We start from the raw sequence: 14,406 nt of genomic DNA, 5'->3' as shown, positions 1-14,406 counted from the left end.
CCGCACAAGCGTTCCGCCACCATCGAAATCATCAACCAGCGGGAGAAAGCGCTCGGGCAGGGCCGGTTCGGCACCGACCGCGACGGCTACCAGGCGATGCTCGCCGCCGGCCGCAAGCACAAAGACCGCCTTTGGGCGGTCGAGGGCTGCAACGGCATCGGCCGGCACGTCGCTCAACGGCTGGTCGCCGACGGTGAAACCGTCGTGGACGTTCCCGCGAAGCTGTCCGCCCGGGCCCGCGTGTTCGCCACCGGCCAGGGCCGCAAGACCGACCCGGTCGATGCCCGCAGCGTCGCCGTGGTCGCCCTGCGCACCGAAGGTCTGCGGCAGGTCGTCACCGACGACACCACGGTCGCGTTACGGCTGCTGGTCGACCGTCGTGACCAGCTCGGCCGGGCCCGCACCGACGTGGTCTCCCGGCTGCATCACCTGCTACTCGAGTTGGTGCCCGGCGGCGCGAAGAAGGACCTGTCCGCCCAGCAGGCCCGCGCCCTGCTGGGCACCGTGCGCCCGCGTGACGTGGTCGGCAGGACCCGCCGCCGGCTGGCCTCCGAGCTGATCGGCGAGCTTGTCGTCATCGACAAGAAGATCAAAACCGCGAAACAGGAACTCACCGACCTGGTCAACAGCACCGGAAGCCGGCTGATGGAGCTGACCGGCATCGGACCGTCCGGCGCGGCCCGCCTGCTCGGCGACATCGCAGACATCGCCCGGTTCACCAGCCGCGCCCACTTCGCCTCGTGGAACGGCACCGCACCGATCGACGCCTCGTCGGGCGAGCAGAACCGGCACCGGCTCTCCAGAGCCGGGAACCGGCGCATCAACCGGGCCCTGCACATCATGGCCATCGTCCAGCTGCGCCGTGACACCGAAGGGCGCCGCTACTACCGGCGCAGACTAGCCGCGGGCAAGACCCCGATGGAGGCCCTACGGGCACTAAAGCGGCGTCTGTCCGACATCGTCTACCGGCAGATGGTGGCCGACGCGAAGCTGGCCAGGACGGGTCCGGGAGGACACGCGGGGGCGACTCTGCAATCCAGCGCGGTCGACCCAAACCCCGAGATCGACACTTCGGAAAAGTCACTTCCCGGACCCGCCACACCCCAGCCTAGAACAACCCTCGCCGCCGCCTCTTGACACAGAGGGGTGCCAGATACGGATGCGCGGCCCCAGCTCGCGCTGGGTGTGGCGGGTTGTGCTGCTCGTGCTCGGCACCACCCCGCGCACCGTCGACAGCTATCTCATCAAAATGGGCCGGCACGTCCCTGGACGTCGACGTCGAGGCTCCGCGCCAGGGTGTGGCCGTCTCTCACGACTGAATCATGGCTGCAGCGGGCAGCCGCGGCGGGCCGGGCTGGGCCTCCCAACCGGGTCGCTCCAAAAGCGGAAATTCCGGTATAACGAGCATGCTTTTGCTGGCCGACATCGCCCCCTCGGAGGGCCCATGACGACGCAGTTGCGTGACCGTCTCGACCAAATACTCCAAGCTGGCCAGGTCGGCGGTCTGCACGCCGTCGCGGCGGTTCGCGGTGGTCAAACCGTGCTGGAGTACTACAGGACCGGCGAAGATTTCGCCTGGGGCGACTCGCTGGGCGTCGTCGAGTTCGGGCCCGGGGTCCTGCACGACATCCGGTCCGTCACCAAGAGCGTGACCGTCCTGTTGTACGGCATCGCGCTCGGCGAAGGACTGGTCCCGCTGCCGGCGGAACCGCTCCTGCAGCGGTTCCCACAGTACCCCGACCTGGCGGCCGACCCCCGGCGTGCCCGGCTCACTGTCGAGCACGCGCTGACAATGTCGTTGGGCGTGGAGTGGCGCGAAGATCTCCCGTACAACAGCCCGGCCAACGCCGAGATCGCGATGGAGCTGGCACCGGACCGATACCGGTACATCCTGGAGCGGCCGATCCTCGAGCCGCCCGGCACCCGATGGACCTACTGCGGCGGTGCCACGGCTCTGCTCGGCCGACTGGTCGCCGACGGCACCGGGCAGTCGCTGCCGCAGTACGCGCAGGCCGTGCTGTTCGCGCCGCTGGGCATCGGCAGCTTCGAGTGGATGACCGGCGCGGACGGAGTGGCCTCCGCCGCGTCCGGGCTGCGACTCGCGCCGCGCGACCTGGCCAGGCTCGGCGAGCTGGTGCTGGCCGAGGGAACCTGGGACGGTCAGCGGGTCGTCCCCGCCGACTGGATCCGCACGATGCTCCAGCCACGCCTGCAGACCAGCTGGGGCGCGCAGTACGGCTACCAGTGGTACATCGAATCCATCGAGGGCCATCGGCTGGTGGCTGGGATGGGCAACGGCGGCCAGCGCCTGTTCGTCCTGCCCGACCTGGACCTCACCGTGGCCATCACCGCCGGCAACTACGACGACCCCAACCAGTGGCGGACCCCGCTCACGGTGCTGGAACGGGTCATCCTTCCCGCGATGGCGTGACGGCACCGCGCCCGCCGGTCAGCCCATCGGCAGGGCGCACATCTGGGTCGGACGTCAGCTCACGCATGCGGTTGGGACAGCTTCTGCGTTCGCCGGAAAAGCACCCGCGTCACGGCACCCGATCGACATCCGGTCATCGTCACGTCCGGACGGCAACCGGCCGGCTCGGCGTGACGCTGGGTAGCGCAGGAGTCGCGGCATGACCGGACGCTGGCGAATCAAGTTCCGCAGTTTGACGGCAGACTATCGACCCAAGGCTGCGGGTCTTCGTTGATCACCTTGTGGGTGGGACGCCCTCATGATGCGAGTCGGGCGGCGCAGGTGGTGAGGTGGCGGCGTTCTGGGAGGCTGGTGGCGCGTCGGGCGGCCTCGCGGTAGTCGGCTGCGGCGGCGGTGCGCTCGCCTGCCAATTCGAGCAGGTGGGCGCGGGTCGCGAGGAGGCGGTGGTGGCGCACCATTCGGTTGTCGGATTCCAGTGCTGCCAGCAGAACCAGCCCTGCCGACGGGCCGTGCACCATGGCGACGGCGACGGCACGGTTGAGCGTGACCATCGGACTCGGCGCGAGCTGCTCCAGCAGTTCGTACAGGGCGAGGATCTGCGGCCAGTCGGTCGCGTCCATGTGCTCGGCCTCGTCGTGGACCGCGGCGATGGCCGCCTGCACCTGGTACGGGCCGACCGGGCCCCGGGCCAGCGCCTCGGTGACGAGTGCGACCCCGTTGCCGATGAGCGTCCGGTCCCAGGTGTTGCGGTCCTGCTCGGCGAGCGGGACCAGTGCCCCGTCCGGTGTCGTGCGGGCGGGCCGGCGCGCCTCGGTGAGCAGCATCAGGGCCAGCAGCCCGGCCACCTCAGCGTCCTCGGGGAGCAGCCGGCGCAGCCAGGTGGTGAGCCGGATCGCCTCGTCGGACAACTGGGGCGCGGTGAGGTCCGGGCCGGTGCTGGCGGTGTAGCCCTCGTTGAAGAGCAGGTACAGGACGTGCAGCACGGCGCGCAGCCGCTCGGCGCGTTCCGGTCCTTCGGGCATCGTGAAGGTCGTACCGCTGGTTCTGATGCTTTGTTTTGCTCTGCTGATGCGTTGCGCCATGGTCGCCTCCGGAACCAGGAACGCGGCAGCGATCTGCGCGGTGGTGAGGCCGCCGACCGCGCGCAGGGTCAACGCGATCTGGCTGGGCGGCGACAGCGCCGGATGGCAGCACAGGAACAGCAAGGTCAGTGAGTCGTCCCGGTCGGCGCCCGGATCGGCGTCCGCGGGCCGGCCCAGCAGTTCCGACTGCGGGGTCGCGGCGACGATCGCGTTTTCTCTCCGCCGCCGGGACTGATGGCTGCGAACCTCGTCGAGCAACCGGTGGGAGGCAACGGTGACCAGCCAGCCGCGGGGGTTGTCCGGTATTCCCTCGGAGGGCCACCGCATCGCGGCCCGAAGAAGCGCCTCCTGCGTCGCGTCCTCGCACGTGTCGAACTGCCCGTACCGGCGAACCAACGCGCCGAGGACCTGCGGCGCCAGCTCGCGCAGCAGGTCCTCGACGCCCCTGTCAGGAATCACAGGTCGGCGGCCGCCTCGTGCAGGACTGGCCACACCTCGACCGGCTCGACGTCCGCCCACGGCATGTCCGCGGCGATTTCGTACGCCCGCTGCTCGTTCTCGCAGTCCAGCAGATAGAAGCTGGCGAGGTACTCCTTCGTCTCCAGGTATGGCCCGTCGGTGACCGCCGGGGTGCCGTCCGTGCGCCGCACCAGCCGCGCCGCCGCGGCGTCGGCCAAGCCGTACGCGCCCAGCAGTTCGCCCGTCCCCTGGTACTTCTTGTTGAACGCATCCTGCTTGGCGATCGCCTCAGGCCAGGTCTCCGCCGGGATCGAGCTCCACTTCTCCTGGTTGCCGTAGATCAGCAGCATGTACTTCATCAGAGTCGTCCCTCCGGTCCACGCACCGTGCCGGCACGCTGTCACCTCACGAACGGAGCGGCCACGTCGCCCTCGACATCCGTACCAGAGATTTTTCTCCGCCGGCGATGTCGAGCCCGGCGTCACCGCTCCGTCCACCTGGCAACGGCAGACGACAGCCAGACAGAGGGAGAACCATCATGGGTACCAGGACGGTCCCGTCCACCGACGTCCTTGCCACGCGGCCGGTGTGGCTGGTCAGCGCGCTGGCCGGACTGGCCGCAGCCATCGCGACCGAACTCTACGGCCTGGCGGCCCGCGCGGTAGGGCTACCGATGGAGGCTGGCAATATAGGTGCTTCCGTGTCCGGGCCGATCACCATCGGCATGTTCGCCATGGGCACGGCAGTCGCGGTGTTCTGGGGGACCGTACTCGCGGTGCTTCTCGCCCGGCACAGCCGCCGCCCGGCGCGTGCCTACCTGTGGACCACTGTCGCACTGACCGCGGTGTCCATGGCCGGGCCGGTCCTCGCTGGTGCCACCGTGACCTCGACCAAGCTGATGCTCGCCCTGGCACACATCCTCGCCGCGGCGATCGTCATCCCCGTCGTCACCCGCAGGCTCAGTCACTCCCCGGCCGTCTCACTGGGCGCTGAAAGGCTGGTCCACCCGGACGACCGGCAACAGAACTGAGACGAGATTCCCCGACCGCCGCTGGCAGACACGGAACCGTATCGAACGTCCGCTCATCGGCACGTCCGGACGGCAACCGGCCGGCTCGGCGTGACGCTGGGTAGCGCACGAGTCGCGGCATGAGAGTGCGTCCCTATCTGGCGCTGCCGTCGGGCGACTCGGGGCCGGCCGAGTGCGGCAGCACCAACGCTTGAGCGGCGATGACTCGTTTACCGTTGAAGGTCAGCGCCGGGGAGCCGTACAGCCGATAGCCCTGATCGAGAAGGCCGCTGATGCGGGCGCAGAACTCGGCATCATCGGGCCCTGTGATAAGCCGGTAGCGGAGGGGCTCAGAGAGATCTGACACCGTCGCATTGTGCCCGCCCGGCCATGCCTCGGCCCAGCTGTCCCGGCTACCGCCCCGTCGCTCGGCCACCCGACCAGCGGCAGATGAGGAAGCGATGAGTTATCGACCGGGGCTAAACAGCGAGGCTCTTGACGAAGCGGGCCGAGGACGCGCATATGTCCTCGTACCCAAGTTGTTTGTAGAACTCGTGGGTTCTCGTCCGGTAGCGGCTGCTGGTGACCTCCATCTTTACGCAGCCGGCGGTACGCGCCTGCTCCTCGGTGGCCGTGACCAGTGACTGGCCTACGCCTCGGCCGCGGTAGCGCTCGTCGACGACCAGTGCGAGCAGACGCCCGAGCTTTCCGGTCACCTCAAGCATCGGGAAGACACCGAGCGCCGCGACGCCGACCAGATCGCCATCGTCGTCGGCGCCGATGAGCCAGCTCGAGGGATCGTCCAGCCAGTAGTCGAGTCGTTCATGCACGGCAGCCTCGGTGGCCGGATACCCGAGTTGGCCCAACAAACGGGTAAGCACTGGAACATCCTGTCGCCGAACCGGTCGAAGCTTTACTGACATGCCGGGCATCCTGTCATTCCCTCGCAACGTTTCGCCTGGCCTGGTGCGGTCCGCCGAAGCATCCGCTCATCGGCACGACCGGACGGCTCGGACGCGGCAGCCGGTTACTCGGCGCGACGCCCGGTCGGCGGATGAGTGCACCTTGAAGGGTGGCTGGAGTGGTCACGTCCCGGGTAGGGGCTGGGGGTGATGTAGGTCCGGGGCACGGAGTCCGGCGAGGATGAGGTCGGCGAGCTTGCCGATCACTTGGGCGCTTGTCGGCGGCGGCAGCCGCCGTAGTGAGGCGATGGCGATGAGACCGGCCCGGACGTCGTCGGTGTCGACTCCATCGCGGAGCAAGCCTGCGGCCCGGGCACGGGCGACCAGCACGTTCAACGCCCGGGCGTGTTCCCGGCGTTCTTTCTGGAGAGCGGCGCCCACGTCATCAAATCCCAGCAGCACCTCGTTGAGTGCCCGGTCGTGGATCTGCCGGTCGGCGAAGTCGAGGACCGTGCCGGACAGCGCCCGCCACGGGTCGAGATCGTCGAGCGCGTGGCGTATCCGCTCGCCGCAGGCCTCGACGCGTTCGGCGAGGACCGCGGTGACCAGATCAGTGCGGGTCGGGAAATGCCGGTAGAGGGTCGCCACACCGATCCCCGCCCGGCGGGCGACCTCGCGCATGGGTGCCTCGAGCCCGGCGGCGGCGAACGTCTCCCGCGCCGCCACGACGATCCGTTCGCGGTTGGATTGGGCGTCGGCACGCCGCTTCTGAGACATTCCGGGCCGCTGTCCTTCTCACTTCGCTCGATGGCGGAACGCATGCTCCGTTTCAGGTCTACGGTACGGCGGCAACCACGTTCCGGAGGCAGGGGGCCCTGATGTTCGCAGTGCAGTTCGACCGATTCGGCGGTCCGGAGGTACTTCACCTCGGAATGGCGGACACGCCGCAGCCGCAGGCCGGTCAGATCCTGGTACGTGTTCGGGCTGCCGGGGTGTCCCCGGTCGATGTTGGTCTCCGGTCGGGCCGCACTCCGATGAGCGCCCGGTTGCCACTGCCGCACATCCCCGGCGTCGACGCGGCCGGAGTCGTCGAGGAGATCGGCGACGGCGTTGACGGCGTGGCCGTCGGCGACGACGTCTTCGGTGTCGTGGACGTAGCGAAGCTCGGCGGAGCCAGTGCGGAGTTCGCGGTGCTGCAGCTTTGGGCCCACAAGCCGGCCGGTATGTCGTGGTCGCAAGCGGGTGCAGCGGGTTCCAGCGTCGAGACGGCCACCCGTGCCCTCGATCTGCTGGAGCTGCAGCCGGGGACGACCCTCCTGGTCGACGGCGCCGCCGGTGGCGTAGGCAGTGTCGCCGTCCAGCTGGCCGCGGCCTGCGGCGTCCGTGTCATCGGCACCGGCCGTGTCGACAACCATGACTTCCTCACTCAGCTCGGGGCGACGCCGATCACGTACGGGCCGCGCCTTGCCGACCGTGTCACCGCGCTCGGCGTGGCTCGGGTGGACCGTGCACTGGACGTTGCCGGCGCCGGGTCGTTGAAGGAACTGGTCGAGTTGACCAGTAGCCCGGCAGCGGTGGTGACCCTGGCCGACTTCACCGCCCGCGAGCACGGCGTCCGCCTGTCGATGGGACAGCTGGCCGGTGAGCACGACGGCCGGCACGGGCTGCGCGCTGCCGCGGAGCTGTTCGACCAGGGCCGGTTCACGGTGCCGATCGAGGCCGTCTTCCCCTTCCGGAAGGCGGCCGACGCACATGAGACGGCCGAGCACGGATCCCGCCGCGGCAAGATCGTCCTGAGCGTGGACGACGCGCAGGAGGCCTGATCCGGCGAGGTCCGGCGGGTAACCGGGGGCATCCGCTCATCGGCTACTTGTTTCATTGACCTACGACCGTGGCCCATGTCCGGACACTGCGAGGACTGCTGGGCGGTCACGCTCCGCAGCGCGCGGATCGCGGTATGTGCGGACAGCCCTGGCTGGGTCCGGGTGAACTACGCTTTGAGGCCAGCCTGCCCAACGCGCGGCGCCGGTACCGCGCGTCACTGAGCCCAGGGGTGGCAGCACCGTTCGAGTCGGGCCAGGCTCCGGGGAGCCCGCTCATAATGAGCGGGCTCCCGAAAACAACCCAGTCGGGCCCAACCGTGCAGCTGCAACCACGCGGAGCGCGGCAGATCCTGATACTGAGTCGCCGCAGCAGGGCCAGATGATCCGTCTGGCGGGCGGAGGGCCTCATGGGCGCGATGCCGGATAGCTGTCTGACGTGGTGGACCTTGGTCTTCACTCGGCAGGTTCCCGACGCTTCGAGCGGCTATCGCTGTCACCTGGCGACGCGCGACTTGCAGCGATGCCGTGCCATACTGCGGCGCGTGCACGTGACCGGGGAAGTGCAGATGACGTACGGCCTGCTGCGGCGGATGAGCCAAGACGCACAGGGCCGCTGGCAACGCGTCATGCGGGCGCTCCTGCTCGCCCTCACGGTGCTGGCTGTGCTGCTGGCCACGCTGCTCGCGACACTGACCGGGTTCAACGGCCGGCTGCTCTACCTCGTGCTGGTGTTGTGCGCCGCGTTCGCCGTGACAGAACTCCTTCCGGCACTGGGTTGGTTGTTGCAGCGCCGCCTCTTCGTCGAACCGTTCCGGTACGAGGTGAGCACGTCGGGCGTCGACATCCAGACCGTGAGCAGCCGGACCCAGATCGACTGGTCCGGCATCACCCGGATTCGGCGGCGACGCCACACCTGGCTGCTGAAGTACGGCATGAGCCAGATCCCGGTGCCGCGGGCGGCGTTCTCGCCTGAGGATCAACGGATCGTGGACGACTTCATCGTCAGGCGCCCCGAGTTCGCCGGGTGACCGTCCCCGACGCGACCAGCCCGAGAAGTGCGGGCCGGGTGCCTCGGCCGGCTCTCAGCCGCAGGTGCTGGAACGGTAAGGTCACGGAGTCCAAGTGATTGGTTCGGGAGCCCCTGCTGGCGTATATTCCACCGCAGTCGGCTTTCTGTCCTTGGGTACCTTGAACTCAAGCCAACCACGAACACAGGTCCCGACCTTGATTTCCTTCCGGTCGGGATACTCGGGCTTCATGCCGTTGCCGCCAGCGTGGCCAGTGCTCTTGATTGAAGCGTCCCCGAATTTCAATACCCAGTTTGAGGTGCCAATCGAGACAGCAGAGTATCCCTTGGGTAGCTTTTTGAGGCAGTATTTGAGGTCGATCGCGCCATAGACGTAGGCACTGTCTGATGGTTTTCCGAATTGCGTGGCGTTGTGCTTGTAACCGTAGAACGTGATGGTCGAGGTGTTCTCGTCAAAGGGAATCGCTTCGCCAAGCTTGTTCCCTGTGGGTGCCGAGGGCGGCGGGGTCGATTGGACCGCGCTGGCGCTTTGGCTCGGAGCGCTCGCCGCGCCGGACTCGGTGGCTCCTCCGCATCCCGCCACTGTCATGGCCACCGCGACCGCGATGGAGGGGATCATGGTCTGCCTCAAGTGCACCCTTTTGCTCCTATGCTCAGCTTGACGATCTATGTACTGCCGACCGGCCGCGCCTCGACGCTCAGCCAAGGACGACGTTCGGGGACATTTACCGACGGCCGGCAGGGCCGGCGGATTGCGGCTAGCTAGGGAAGCTAGCCCATCGACTATCTTCCCTGGGGGTCAAGGCAGGCGGTCAGGGTCCTGCGAGGCGGACCAGGAAGACCGCGGCGGCGATGAGGATTAACAGGGTCGGCCGCGTATGTCGCATGCACAACCTCGCCCATGCTGGTCAAAGGCGGAGGGCCCGGAAGTAAACAAGTTGTCCGCAATAGGTTGATCGTGTCACCGCCGGTATCGACGAACCATCCGCTCATCGGCATGACCGCGCGACGTGCGGCTTGCCAGACGAGGGTGCTGTGGCGAGTTGATGATGGCTCGCCCCGCCGCCCGCGTCTCGTGCGCGCCTACACACGCCCTACGCGCTCGATCACTTGGTTCGCCTACTGTCACCGGGTATGCGTCGAGCGACGATCTTCGCGCGTGCCGCCGCGCGCGCGCCGTGGTGGGTGTGGGCAGCGGTAGTCGCGGCAGCCGTGGCCCTCGTGTCATGCATATCGGTGCCGCTGCTCGTGTTACGTCCTGGGTCTCGGCTTTCGCCGGCGGAGGTGCCATACCCAGCACCAGCGGCAGCAAGTGTCGGGGTTGTCGCCCAGCTTCGCGCAGCTCCTCTGATTCTGGACGGTCGTCTGCGCGTGTTCGCGACACAGAACGACGTGTGGGCCGAGCCGCTCACCGCGCCCGATGGTACGGATTCCTACTGGTCCTACCACAGGTGGCCGGCGGAGGTTGTCGGCGTCGTCGCGTTCGGTGCCGCCGGCACTGCGCCGCCCGTAGTGGTGGTGAAGTGGTCCGACGGCCTGCTCGTGGCGCTGCGCGCCGACAGTGGAGATATCGCCTGGACGACCCGGGTCCAGACCAAAGACAGCGATGAGTACTGGGGGCGACGCACTGGCACCCGAACGGTCTACGGCGACGGAACGCTTTTCAGCCTCTACAGCGCCCGGTCCGGCTCGTCCCCGGTCGTGATCAGCTCCGGTGACACCGAGGTCGACGCGTTCGATCCGATCAGCGGCCGTCAGTTGTGGAGCGTCGATCTGCCAACCTGTCATGGCGTTGACTGGACCGGCGAGCAGGTGTTTGCCACGATTCTGTGCTCTAACGGGGTCCATACCATCCATCTCTACGACGCCGGCACCGGTCGCCTCCTCGGCACCTGGGTGCCACCGTGGCTGTCGGCCTCGTCAACCCCAGCACAACGCTCCTGGATTCGCTGGCTGACGGCCTGCCGCACCGAATCCTCTGAATGTCAGGGCTTCCAAATACGCCGGGACGAAACATGGCGTATCCACGCCGATGGCTCGGTTACCAAGGAGCCCGTAGTGTCGTCCGACATCGATGACCGCGTCGCTGGTGACGTCGTTGTGCGCCGAACCGATGGCCGGCTCACCGGCCTGCGACGAGATACCGGCGGCCAGATGTGGCAGATCCCCCTCGACAGCCGCCGCGCGATCGCCGCCGACGCCGGCACGGTGTACCTCTTGACGTCGGCAAACGACCTCGCCTGTGTCGATGGGAGAACGGGCACAGTGCGAGCGACGGTTCCACTGCCCGGTGCAGGGTGGACGGCCTACTCCATGTACGCGACCGATGGGTTCGTTGTCATCGAGCGACTCAATCCCGATGCGCGCGAGCGCGACGGCGACAGAAGCTACTACTACGGATCACGACCGGTCGTGCTCGCCACCTGCTGACCCCCGCACCCGCCAGAGGACAACGCTGGATCGTCGCGGAACAGCGACAACCGTCGTGCATCCGAACTCCGGGGGCGACGCCCTTCTCCTTACCGTCGGACGCGGCACCGGTGCCGGCGATGGTGGAGGCGACGTGCGTGCCGTGGCCGGACACGTCCTTCACCGTCTCACCGGAAACGCGCGGGCATGAGCGGACCAGCAGTCCGCCGATCGTCCCTACAGGACGATTTGTCGTCACCGCCGGCGCGGTGTGATCAGCCCCGACTCGTACGCCCACACGACCAGCTGAGCACGGTCGCGGCAGTGCAGTTTCGTCATCGCCCGGTTGACGTGTGTCTTGGCGGTCAACGGGCTGATCACCATGCGCTCGGCGATCTCGTCGTTGCTCAGCCCCCGCGCGACCAGCTCGACGATCTCCTGCTCGCGGGCGGTCAGCACGTCTCGTCCGGCCGCCGGGTCGGCCGGCGGCGGGCCGGCGACAAATTCGCTGACGAGCGTACGGGTCACCGCCGGGGCGAGCAGCGCGTCGCCGCGCGCCACCACGGCGACGGCCTGCAGCAGGTCGGCGGGGTCGGCGTCCTTCAGGAGGAACCCGCTGGCCCCCGCGCGGAGCGCGGCGAACACGTAGGAGTCGAGCCCGTAGTTGGTGAGGATGAGCACGCGGACCGCGGCGAGTTCGGGATCGACGGCGATACGCCGGGTGGCTTCGATGCCGTCGAGCCCCGGCATCTGCACGTCCATCAGCACGACGTCCGGCCGCAGGCGTCGCGACAACTGGACGGCCGACGCGCCGTCGGTGGCCTCACCGACCACCTCAAGGTCGTCCTCGGCGTCGAGCAACGCTCGGAATCCGGCCCGCATCAACGCCTGGTCGTCGGCGAGCAGGACCCGGATCATGACGGCTCCTCTGCCCGGACGGAGCCGCCACGATCCATGGCGGGCCGATCCGACCGGACCTCACGCGAACGCCCGGTCATGCCGGAGCCTGCAGCGGAATGGTGGCCCGCACCGCGAATCCGCCGTCGTCGCGGGCGGCGGTGTGCAGCGTGCCGCCCAGGTCGATGACCCGTTCCCGCATGCCACGCAGGCCCACCCCGGGTGACACCGGCCGGGCCGGTGTGGCCTGGCCGTCGTCGGTCACCGAGACGGTCAGCTGCGCCGGGGCGTACTCGATGTGGATCTGAGCGGTGGCGGCGCCGGCGTGGCGGGCCACGTTGGTGAGGGCCTCCTGGACGATCCGGTAGCCGGCCTGGTCGACCTCGGCGGGCAGGTCCCGGGGCTGACCGGTGACGGTCAGCTGCACCGGTACACCGGCCGCCCGGGTCCGCTCGGCGAGCTCGCCCAGCCGGCCCAACCCGACGCCGTTGCCGTCGGAGGGTGCGCGCAGGACGTCCAACGTCCCGCGCAGTTCCCGCATGGCGGCACCACTGGCCTCCTGGATCGCCAGCAGCGCGGCCGGCGGTTCCTCGCCGTGCTTGCGGGCCAGGTGCACCGCGATCCCGGCCTGCACCTTGATCACCGAGATGTTGTGGGTCAGCGAGTCGTGCAGATCCCGGGCGATGCGCAGCCGCTCCTCCCCGGCGCGGCGCAACGCCATCTCCTCACGGGTCCGTTCGGCCTCGATCGCCCGCTGCTCGACCTGTTCCAGGTACGCCCGGCGATGCCGCGCCACCAGCCCGGCGACGTTGGCCGCCACGAACCAGCCCAGCAGCAGCGAGGTCCGCTCGACGATCAGCTGGGCGGGCCGATCAGCGGGCGCGACCGAGATGTCGCGGGCCAGGAAGCCGCCGAGAAAGACGACGCTGGCCAGGGCGGAGGTCAGTCGGTGTCCCTGCCAGGCGGCGACGTAGACCGCGCCGAGGACGGGAAACGCGGCGGAGACCCCGGGGTGCACCCGAACGTGCAGGGCCAGCATGGCGGCGGTCACCACGAGCGACGCCACCACCGGGTACCGCCGGCACACCGCCAGGGCCGCGGCCATGGCCAGGATCAGGACGACGTCGACCGCGTGCACCGGGGCGGCGTCCGGCGCGAGCACGGAGTCGCCGAGCAGGAGCACACCGAGGGCGAGGCCGCTGAGGGCGTACGGCAGGTCGCGACGCATGAGCGCACTGTAGAACGACCGCCATCAGGAAACATCCCACGTTCGTGGTACCTGTCGCGTACCGCGGACGCGGTATCGGCGGTCGGGCAAGTGCCTGCGGCGGCACGACGTTTTCCCGACCGGCCGAGGCGAGCATCGAGCCCATGACATACCGCTTCTTCACTCCCGTACCGGCGAAGGCGGCGACCGGTCTCACCGCGGAGGTCTACCGGCAGCTGCGCGACGAGTTCCTCGGGCCGGCGCCCACCTTCCAGGCGCTGTCCGCCGTGCCGCAGGTGCTGGCCGCGGCGTGGGCGCTGATGCGCGAGGCGCTGCTCGCCGGGGACACGTCGCGGGTCGACCGCGAGCTCGTCGCGTCGGTGGTGTCGCGGGCCAACCGCTGCCGGTTCTGCGTCGACGCCCACGTGATGCTGCTGCACGCGCTCGGCGAGCACGAGCTCGCCGAGGTCGTCGCCCGGGGCGGAACGCCACCCGACCCGAGGCAGGCCGCGCTCGCCGCGTGGGCCGAGGCCAGCCGTACCCCCGAAGCCGCCGACTGGGCCAGCCCGTACCGCCCGGAGGTCACCGGCACGGCGCTCGCCTTCCATTTCATCAACCGGATCGTCTCGGCGCTGCTCGACCCGGACCTGCTGCCCGGCGGACTGCAACGCTCCCCGATGGTGCGGTCGGTCGGCGGCCGGCTCTACGCCAGGACGGCCCGGGAGCCGAAGGAGCCCGGCCGCAGCCTCCCGCTGCTCGACACCAATACGACGGCGCCACCGGCCTGGGCCGGGGAAGGCCCGGTCGGCATCGCGTACGCGTCGCTGCGGAACGCCGCCACCCGAGGCGGAGACCTGCTGGGCGAGGTGGCGCGCCGGACCGTCACGGCCACCGTGCGCTGGGAGGACGGACGGCACCCGGCCCGGCCCGCGGAGTGGGCCGCCGACCTGATCCGGGACCTGCCCGGCACGGACCGCGTGGGAACGCGCATCGCGCTGCTGGCCGCGTTCGCACCCAGCGCGATCCGCGAGGGCGACGTCGCCCTCTGGCGACTGTCCCATCCGGACGACGCCGACCTCGTGCGGCTGGTCGCCTACGGCGCGATCACGGCCACCGACCACGTCGCCCAGACCCTGTCCCCGGCTCAGCTCTAGGAGGTC

16 protein-coding genes are annotated in these 14,406 nt (G+C 69.2%); 7 read left to right on the top strand and 9 right to left on the bottom strand.

Features of this window, described 5'->3' with window-relative positions; all coding sequences use genetic code 11:
* Together AB0F98_RS29910 and AB0F98_RS29905 are read left to right on the top strand one after the other, a co-directional pair.
* Nucleotides 1–1,137, top strand: a 1,137-nt coding sequence (locus AB0F98_RS29910) for an IS110 family transposase (protein ID WP_357742294.1), incomplete at its 5' end; no start/stop codon positions are given.
* A gap of 307 nt (nucleotides 1,138–1,444) precedes the next feature.
* The gene (locus AB0F98_RS29905) at nucleotides 1,445–2,431 is read left to right on the top strand and encodes a serine hydrolase (RefSeq protein WP_357742291.1); all 987 of its coding nucleotides are present in this window, start codon (nucleotides 1,445–1,447) and stop codon (nucleotides 2,429–2,431) included.
* Between the two features lie 296 nt (nucleotides 2,432–2,727).
* On the opposite strand, the gene AB0F98_RS29900 is transcribed toward AB0F98_RS29905, so the two are convergent.
* A complete protein-coding gene (locus tag AB0F98_RS29900; RefSeq protein ID WP_357742288.1) occupies nucleotides 2,728–3,972 on the bottom strand; it encodes a sigma-70 family RNA polymerase sigma factor in 1,245 nt (414 codons plus the stop codon).
* Nucleotides 3,969–4,331 (bottom strand): YciI family protein, encoded by a 363-nt coding sequence (locus tag AB0F98_RS29895; RefSeq protein WP_357742286.1) that lies wholly within the window; start codon nucleotides 4,329–4,331, stop codon nucleotides 3,969–3,971. The genes AB0F98_RS29900 and AB0F98_RS29895 overlap by 4 nt, the downstream gene beginning before the upstream one ends.
* Before the next feature lie 179 nt (nucleotides 4,332–4,510).
* Here AB0F98_RS29895 and AB0F98_RS29890 point away from each other — a divergent pair, with 179 nt between their 5' ends.
* Nucleotides 4,511–5,002, top strand: a complete 492-nt coding sequence (locus AB0F98_RS29890) for a DUF6069 family protein (protein ID WP_357742283.1) — start codon at nucleotides 4,511–4,513, stop codon at nucleotides 5,000–5,002.
* A gap of 133 nt (nucleotides 5,003–5,135) precedes the next feature.
* On the opposite strand, the gene AB0F98_RS29885 is transcribed toward AB0F98_RS29890, so the two are convergent.
* The 3 genes from AB0F98_RS29885 to AB0F98_RS29875 all read right to left on the bottom strand — a co-directional run bounded on the left by AB0F98_RS29885 (nucleotide 5,136) and on the right by AB0F98_RS29875 (nucleotide 6,660).
* On the bottom strand, nucleotides 5,136–5,348 hold the full coding sequence (locus AB0F98_RS29885) for a DUF1737 domain-containing protein (protein ID WP_357742280.1): 213 nt from the start codon (nucleotides 5,346–5,348) through the stop codon (nucleotides 5,136–5,138).
* A 112-nt stretch (nucleotides 5,349–5,460) separates the two neighbouring features.
* Nucleotides 5,461–5,862 (bottom strand): GNAT family N-acetyltransferase, encoded by a 402-nt coding sequence (locus AB0F98_RS29880; protein ID WP_357742277.1) that lies wholly within the window; start codon nucleotides 5,860–5,862, stop codon nucleotides 5,461–5,463.
* A 204-nt stretch (nucleotides 5,863–6,066) separates the two neighbouring features.
* The gene (locus AB0F98_RS29875; protein WP_357742274.1) at nucleotides 6,067–6,660 is read right to left on the bottom strand and encodes a TetR/AcrR family transcriptional regulator; all 594 of its coding nucleotides are present in this window, start codon (nucleotides 6,658–6,660) and stop codon (nucleotides 6,067–6,069) included.
* A 101-nt stretch (nucleotides 6,661–6,761) separates the two neighbouring features.
* On the opposite strand from AB0F98_RS29875, the gene AB0F98_RS29870 reads away from it, so the two are divergent.
* Together AB0F98_RS29870 and AB0F98_RS29865 are read left to right on the top strand one after the other, a co-directional pair.
* A complete protein-coding gene (locus tag AB0F98_RS29870; RefSeq protein WP_357742272.1) occupies nucleotides 6,762–7,706 on the top strand; it encodes an NADP-dependent oxidoreductase in 945 nt (314 codons plus the stop codon).
* Between the two features lie 407 nt (nucleotides 7,707–8,113).
* Nucleotides 8,114–8,734 (top strand): YcxB family protein, encoded by a 621-nt coding sequence (locus AB0F98_RS29865; RefSeq protein ID WP_357742269.1) that lies wholly within the window; start codon nucleotides 8,114–8,116, stop codon nucleotides 8,732–8,734.
* Nucleotides 8,735–8,815: 81 nt separating this feature from the next.
* On the opposite strand, the gene AB0F98_RS29860 is transcribed toward AB0F98_RS29865, so the two are convergent.
* Nucleotides 8,816–9,370: a hypothetical protein gene (locus tag AB0F98_RS29860; protein ID WP_357742266.1), complete on the bottom strand. Its 555-nt coding sequence runs from the start codon at nucleotides 9,368–9,370 to the stop codon at nucleotides 8,816–8,818.
* A 497-nt stretch (nucleotides 9,371–9,867) separates the two neighbouring features.
* On the opposite strand from AB0F98_RS29860, the gene AB0F98_RS29855 reads away from it, so the two are divergent.
* Nucleotides 9,868–11,163, top strand: coding sequence for a PQQ-binding-like beta-propeller repeat protein (locus tag AB0F98_RS29855; protein WP_357742263.1), 1,296 nt, complete (start codon nucleotides 9,868–9,870; stop codon nucleotides 11,161–11,163).
* Here AB0F98_RS29855 and AB0F98_RS29850 read toward each other — a convergent pair.
* From AB0F98_RS29850 to AB0F98_RS29840, 3 genes are all read right to left on the bottom strand, one after another.
* Nucleotides 11,084–11,326: a S8 family serine peptidase gene (locus AB0F98_RS29850; RefSeq protein ID WP_357742260.1), complete on the bottom strand. Its 243-nt coding sequence runs from the start codon at nucleotides 11,324–11,326 to the stop codon at nucleotides 11,084–11,086. The genes AB0F98_RS29855 and AB0F98_RS29850 overlap by 80 nt on opposite strands.
* 71 nt (nucleotides 11,327–11,397) lie before the next feature.
* Nucleotides 11,398–12,060: a response regulator transcription factor gene (locus AB0F98_RS29845; protein WP_357742258.1), complete on the bottom strand. Its 663-nt coding sequence runs from the start codon at nucleotides 12,058–12,060 to the stop codon at nucleotides 11,398–11,400.
* A gap of 76 nt (nucleotides 12,061–12,136) precedes the next feature.
* On the bottom strand, nucleotides 12,137–13,267 hold the full coding sequence (locus tag AB0F98_RS29840; RefSeq protein WP_357742255.1) for a sensor histidine kinase: 1,131 nt from the start codon (nucleotides 13,265–13,267) through the stop codon (nucleotides 12,137–12,139).
* A gap of 143 nt (nucleotides 13,268–13,410) precedes the next feature.
* On the opposite strand from AB0F98_RS29840, the gene AB0F98_RS29835 reads away from it, so the two are divergent.
* Nucleotides 13,411–14,400, top strand: coding sequence for a carboxymuconolactone decarboxylase family protein (locus tag AB0F98_RS29835; protein WP_357742252.1), 990 nt, complete (start codon nucleotides 13,411–13,413; stop codon nucleotides 14,398–14,400).
* Nucleotides 14,401–14,406: the final 6 nt, after the last annotated feature.

This window comes from Micromonospora sp. NPDC023737 (assembly GCF_040639715.1).
In the GTDB taxonomy this organism is placed as follows: domain Bacteria; phylum Actinomycetota; class Actinomycetes; order Mycobacteriales; family Micromonosporaceae; genus Micromonospora.
Note: the sequence above shows the minus strand (reverse complement) of the source record. Positions and strands in the feature narration are given on the sequence as shown.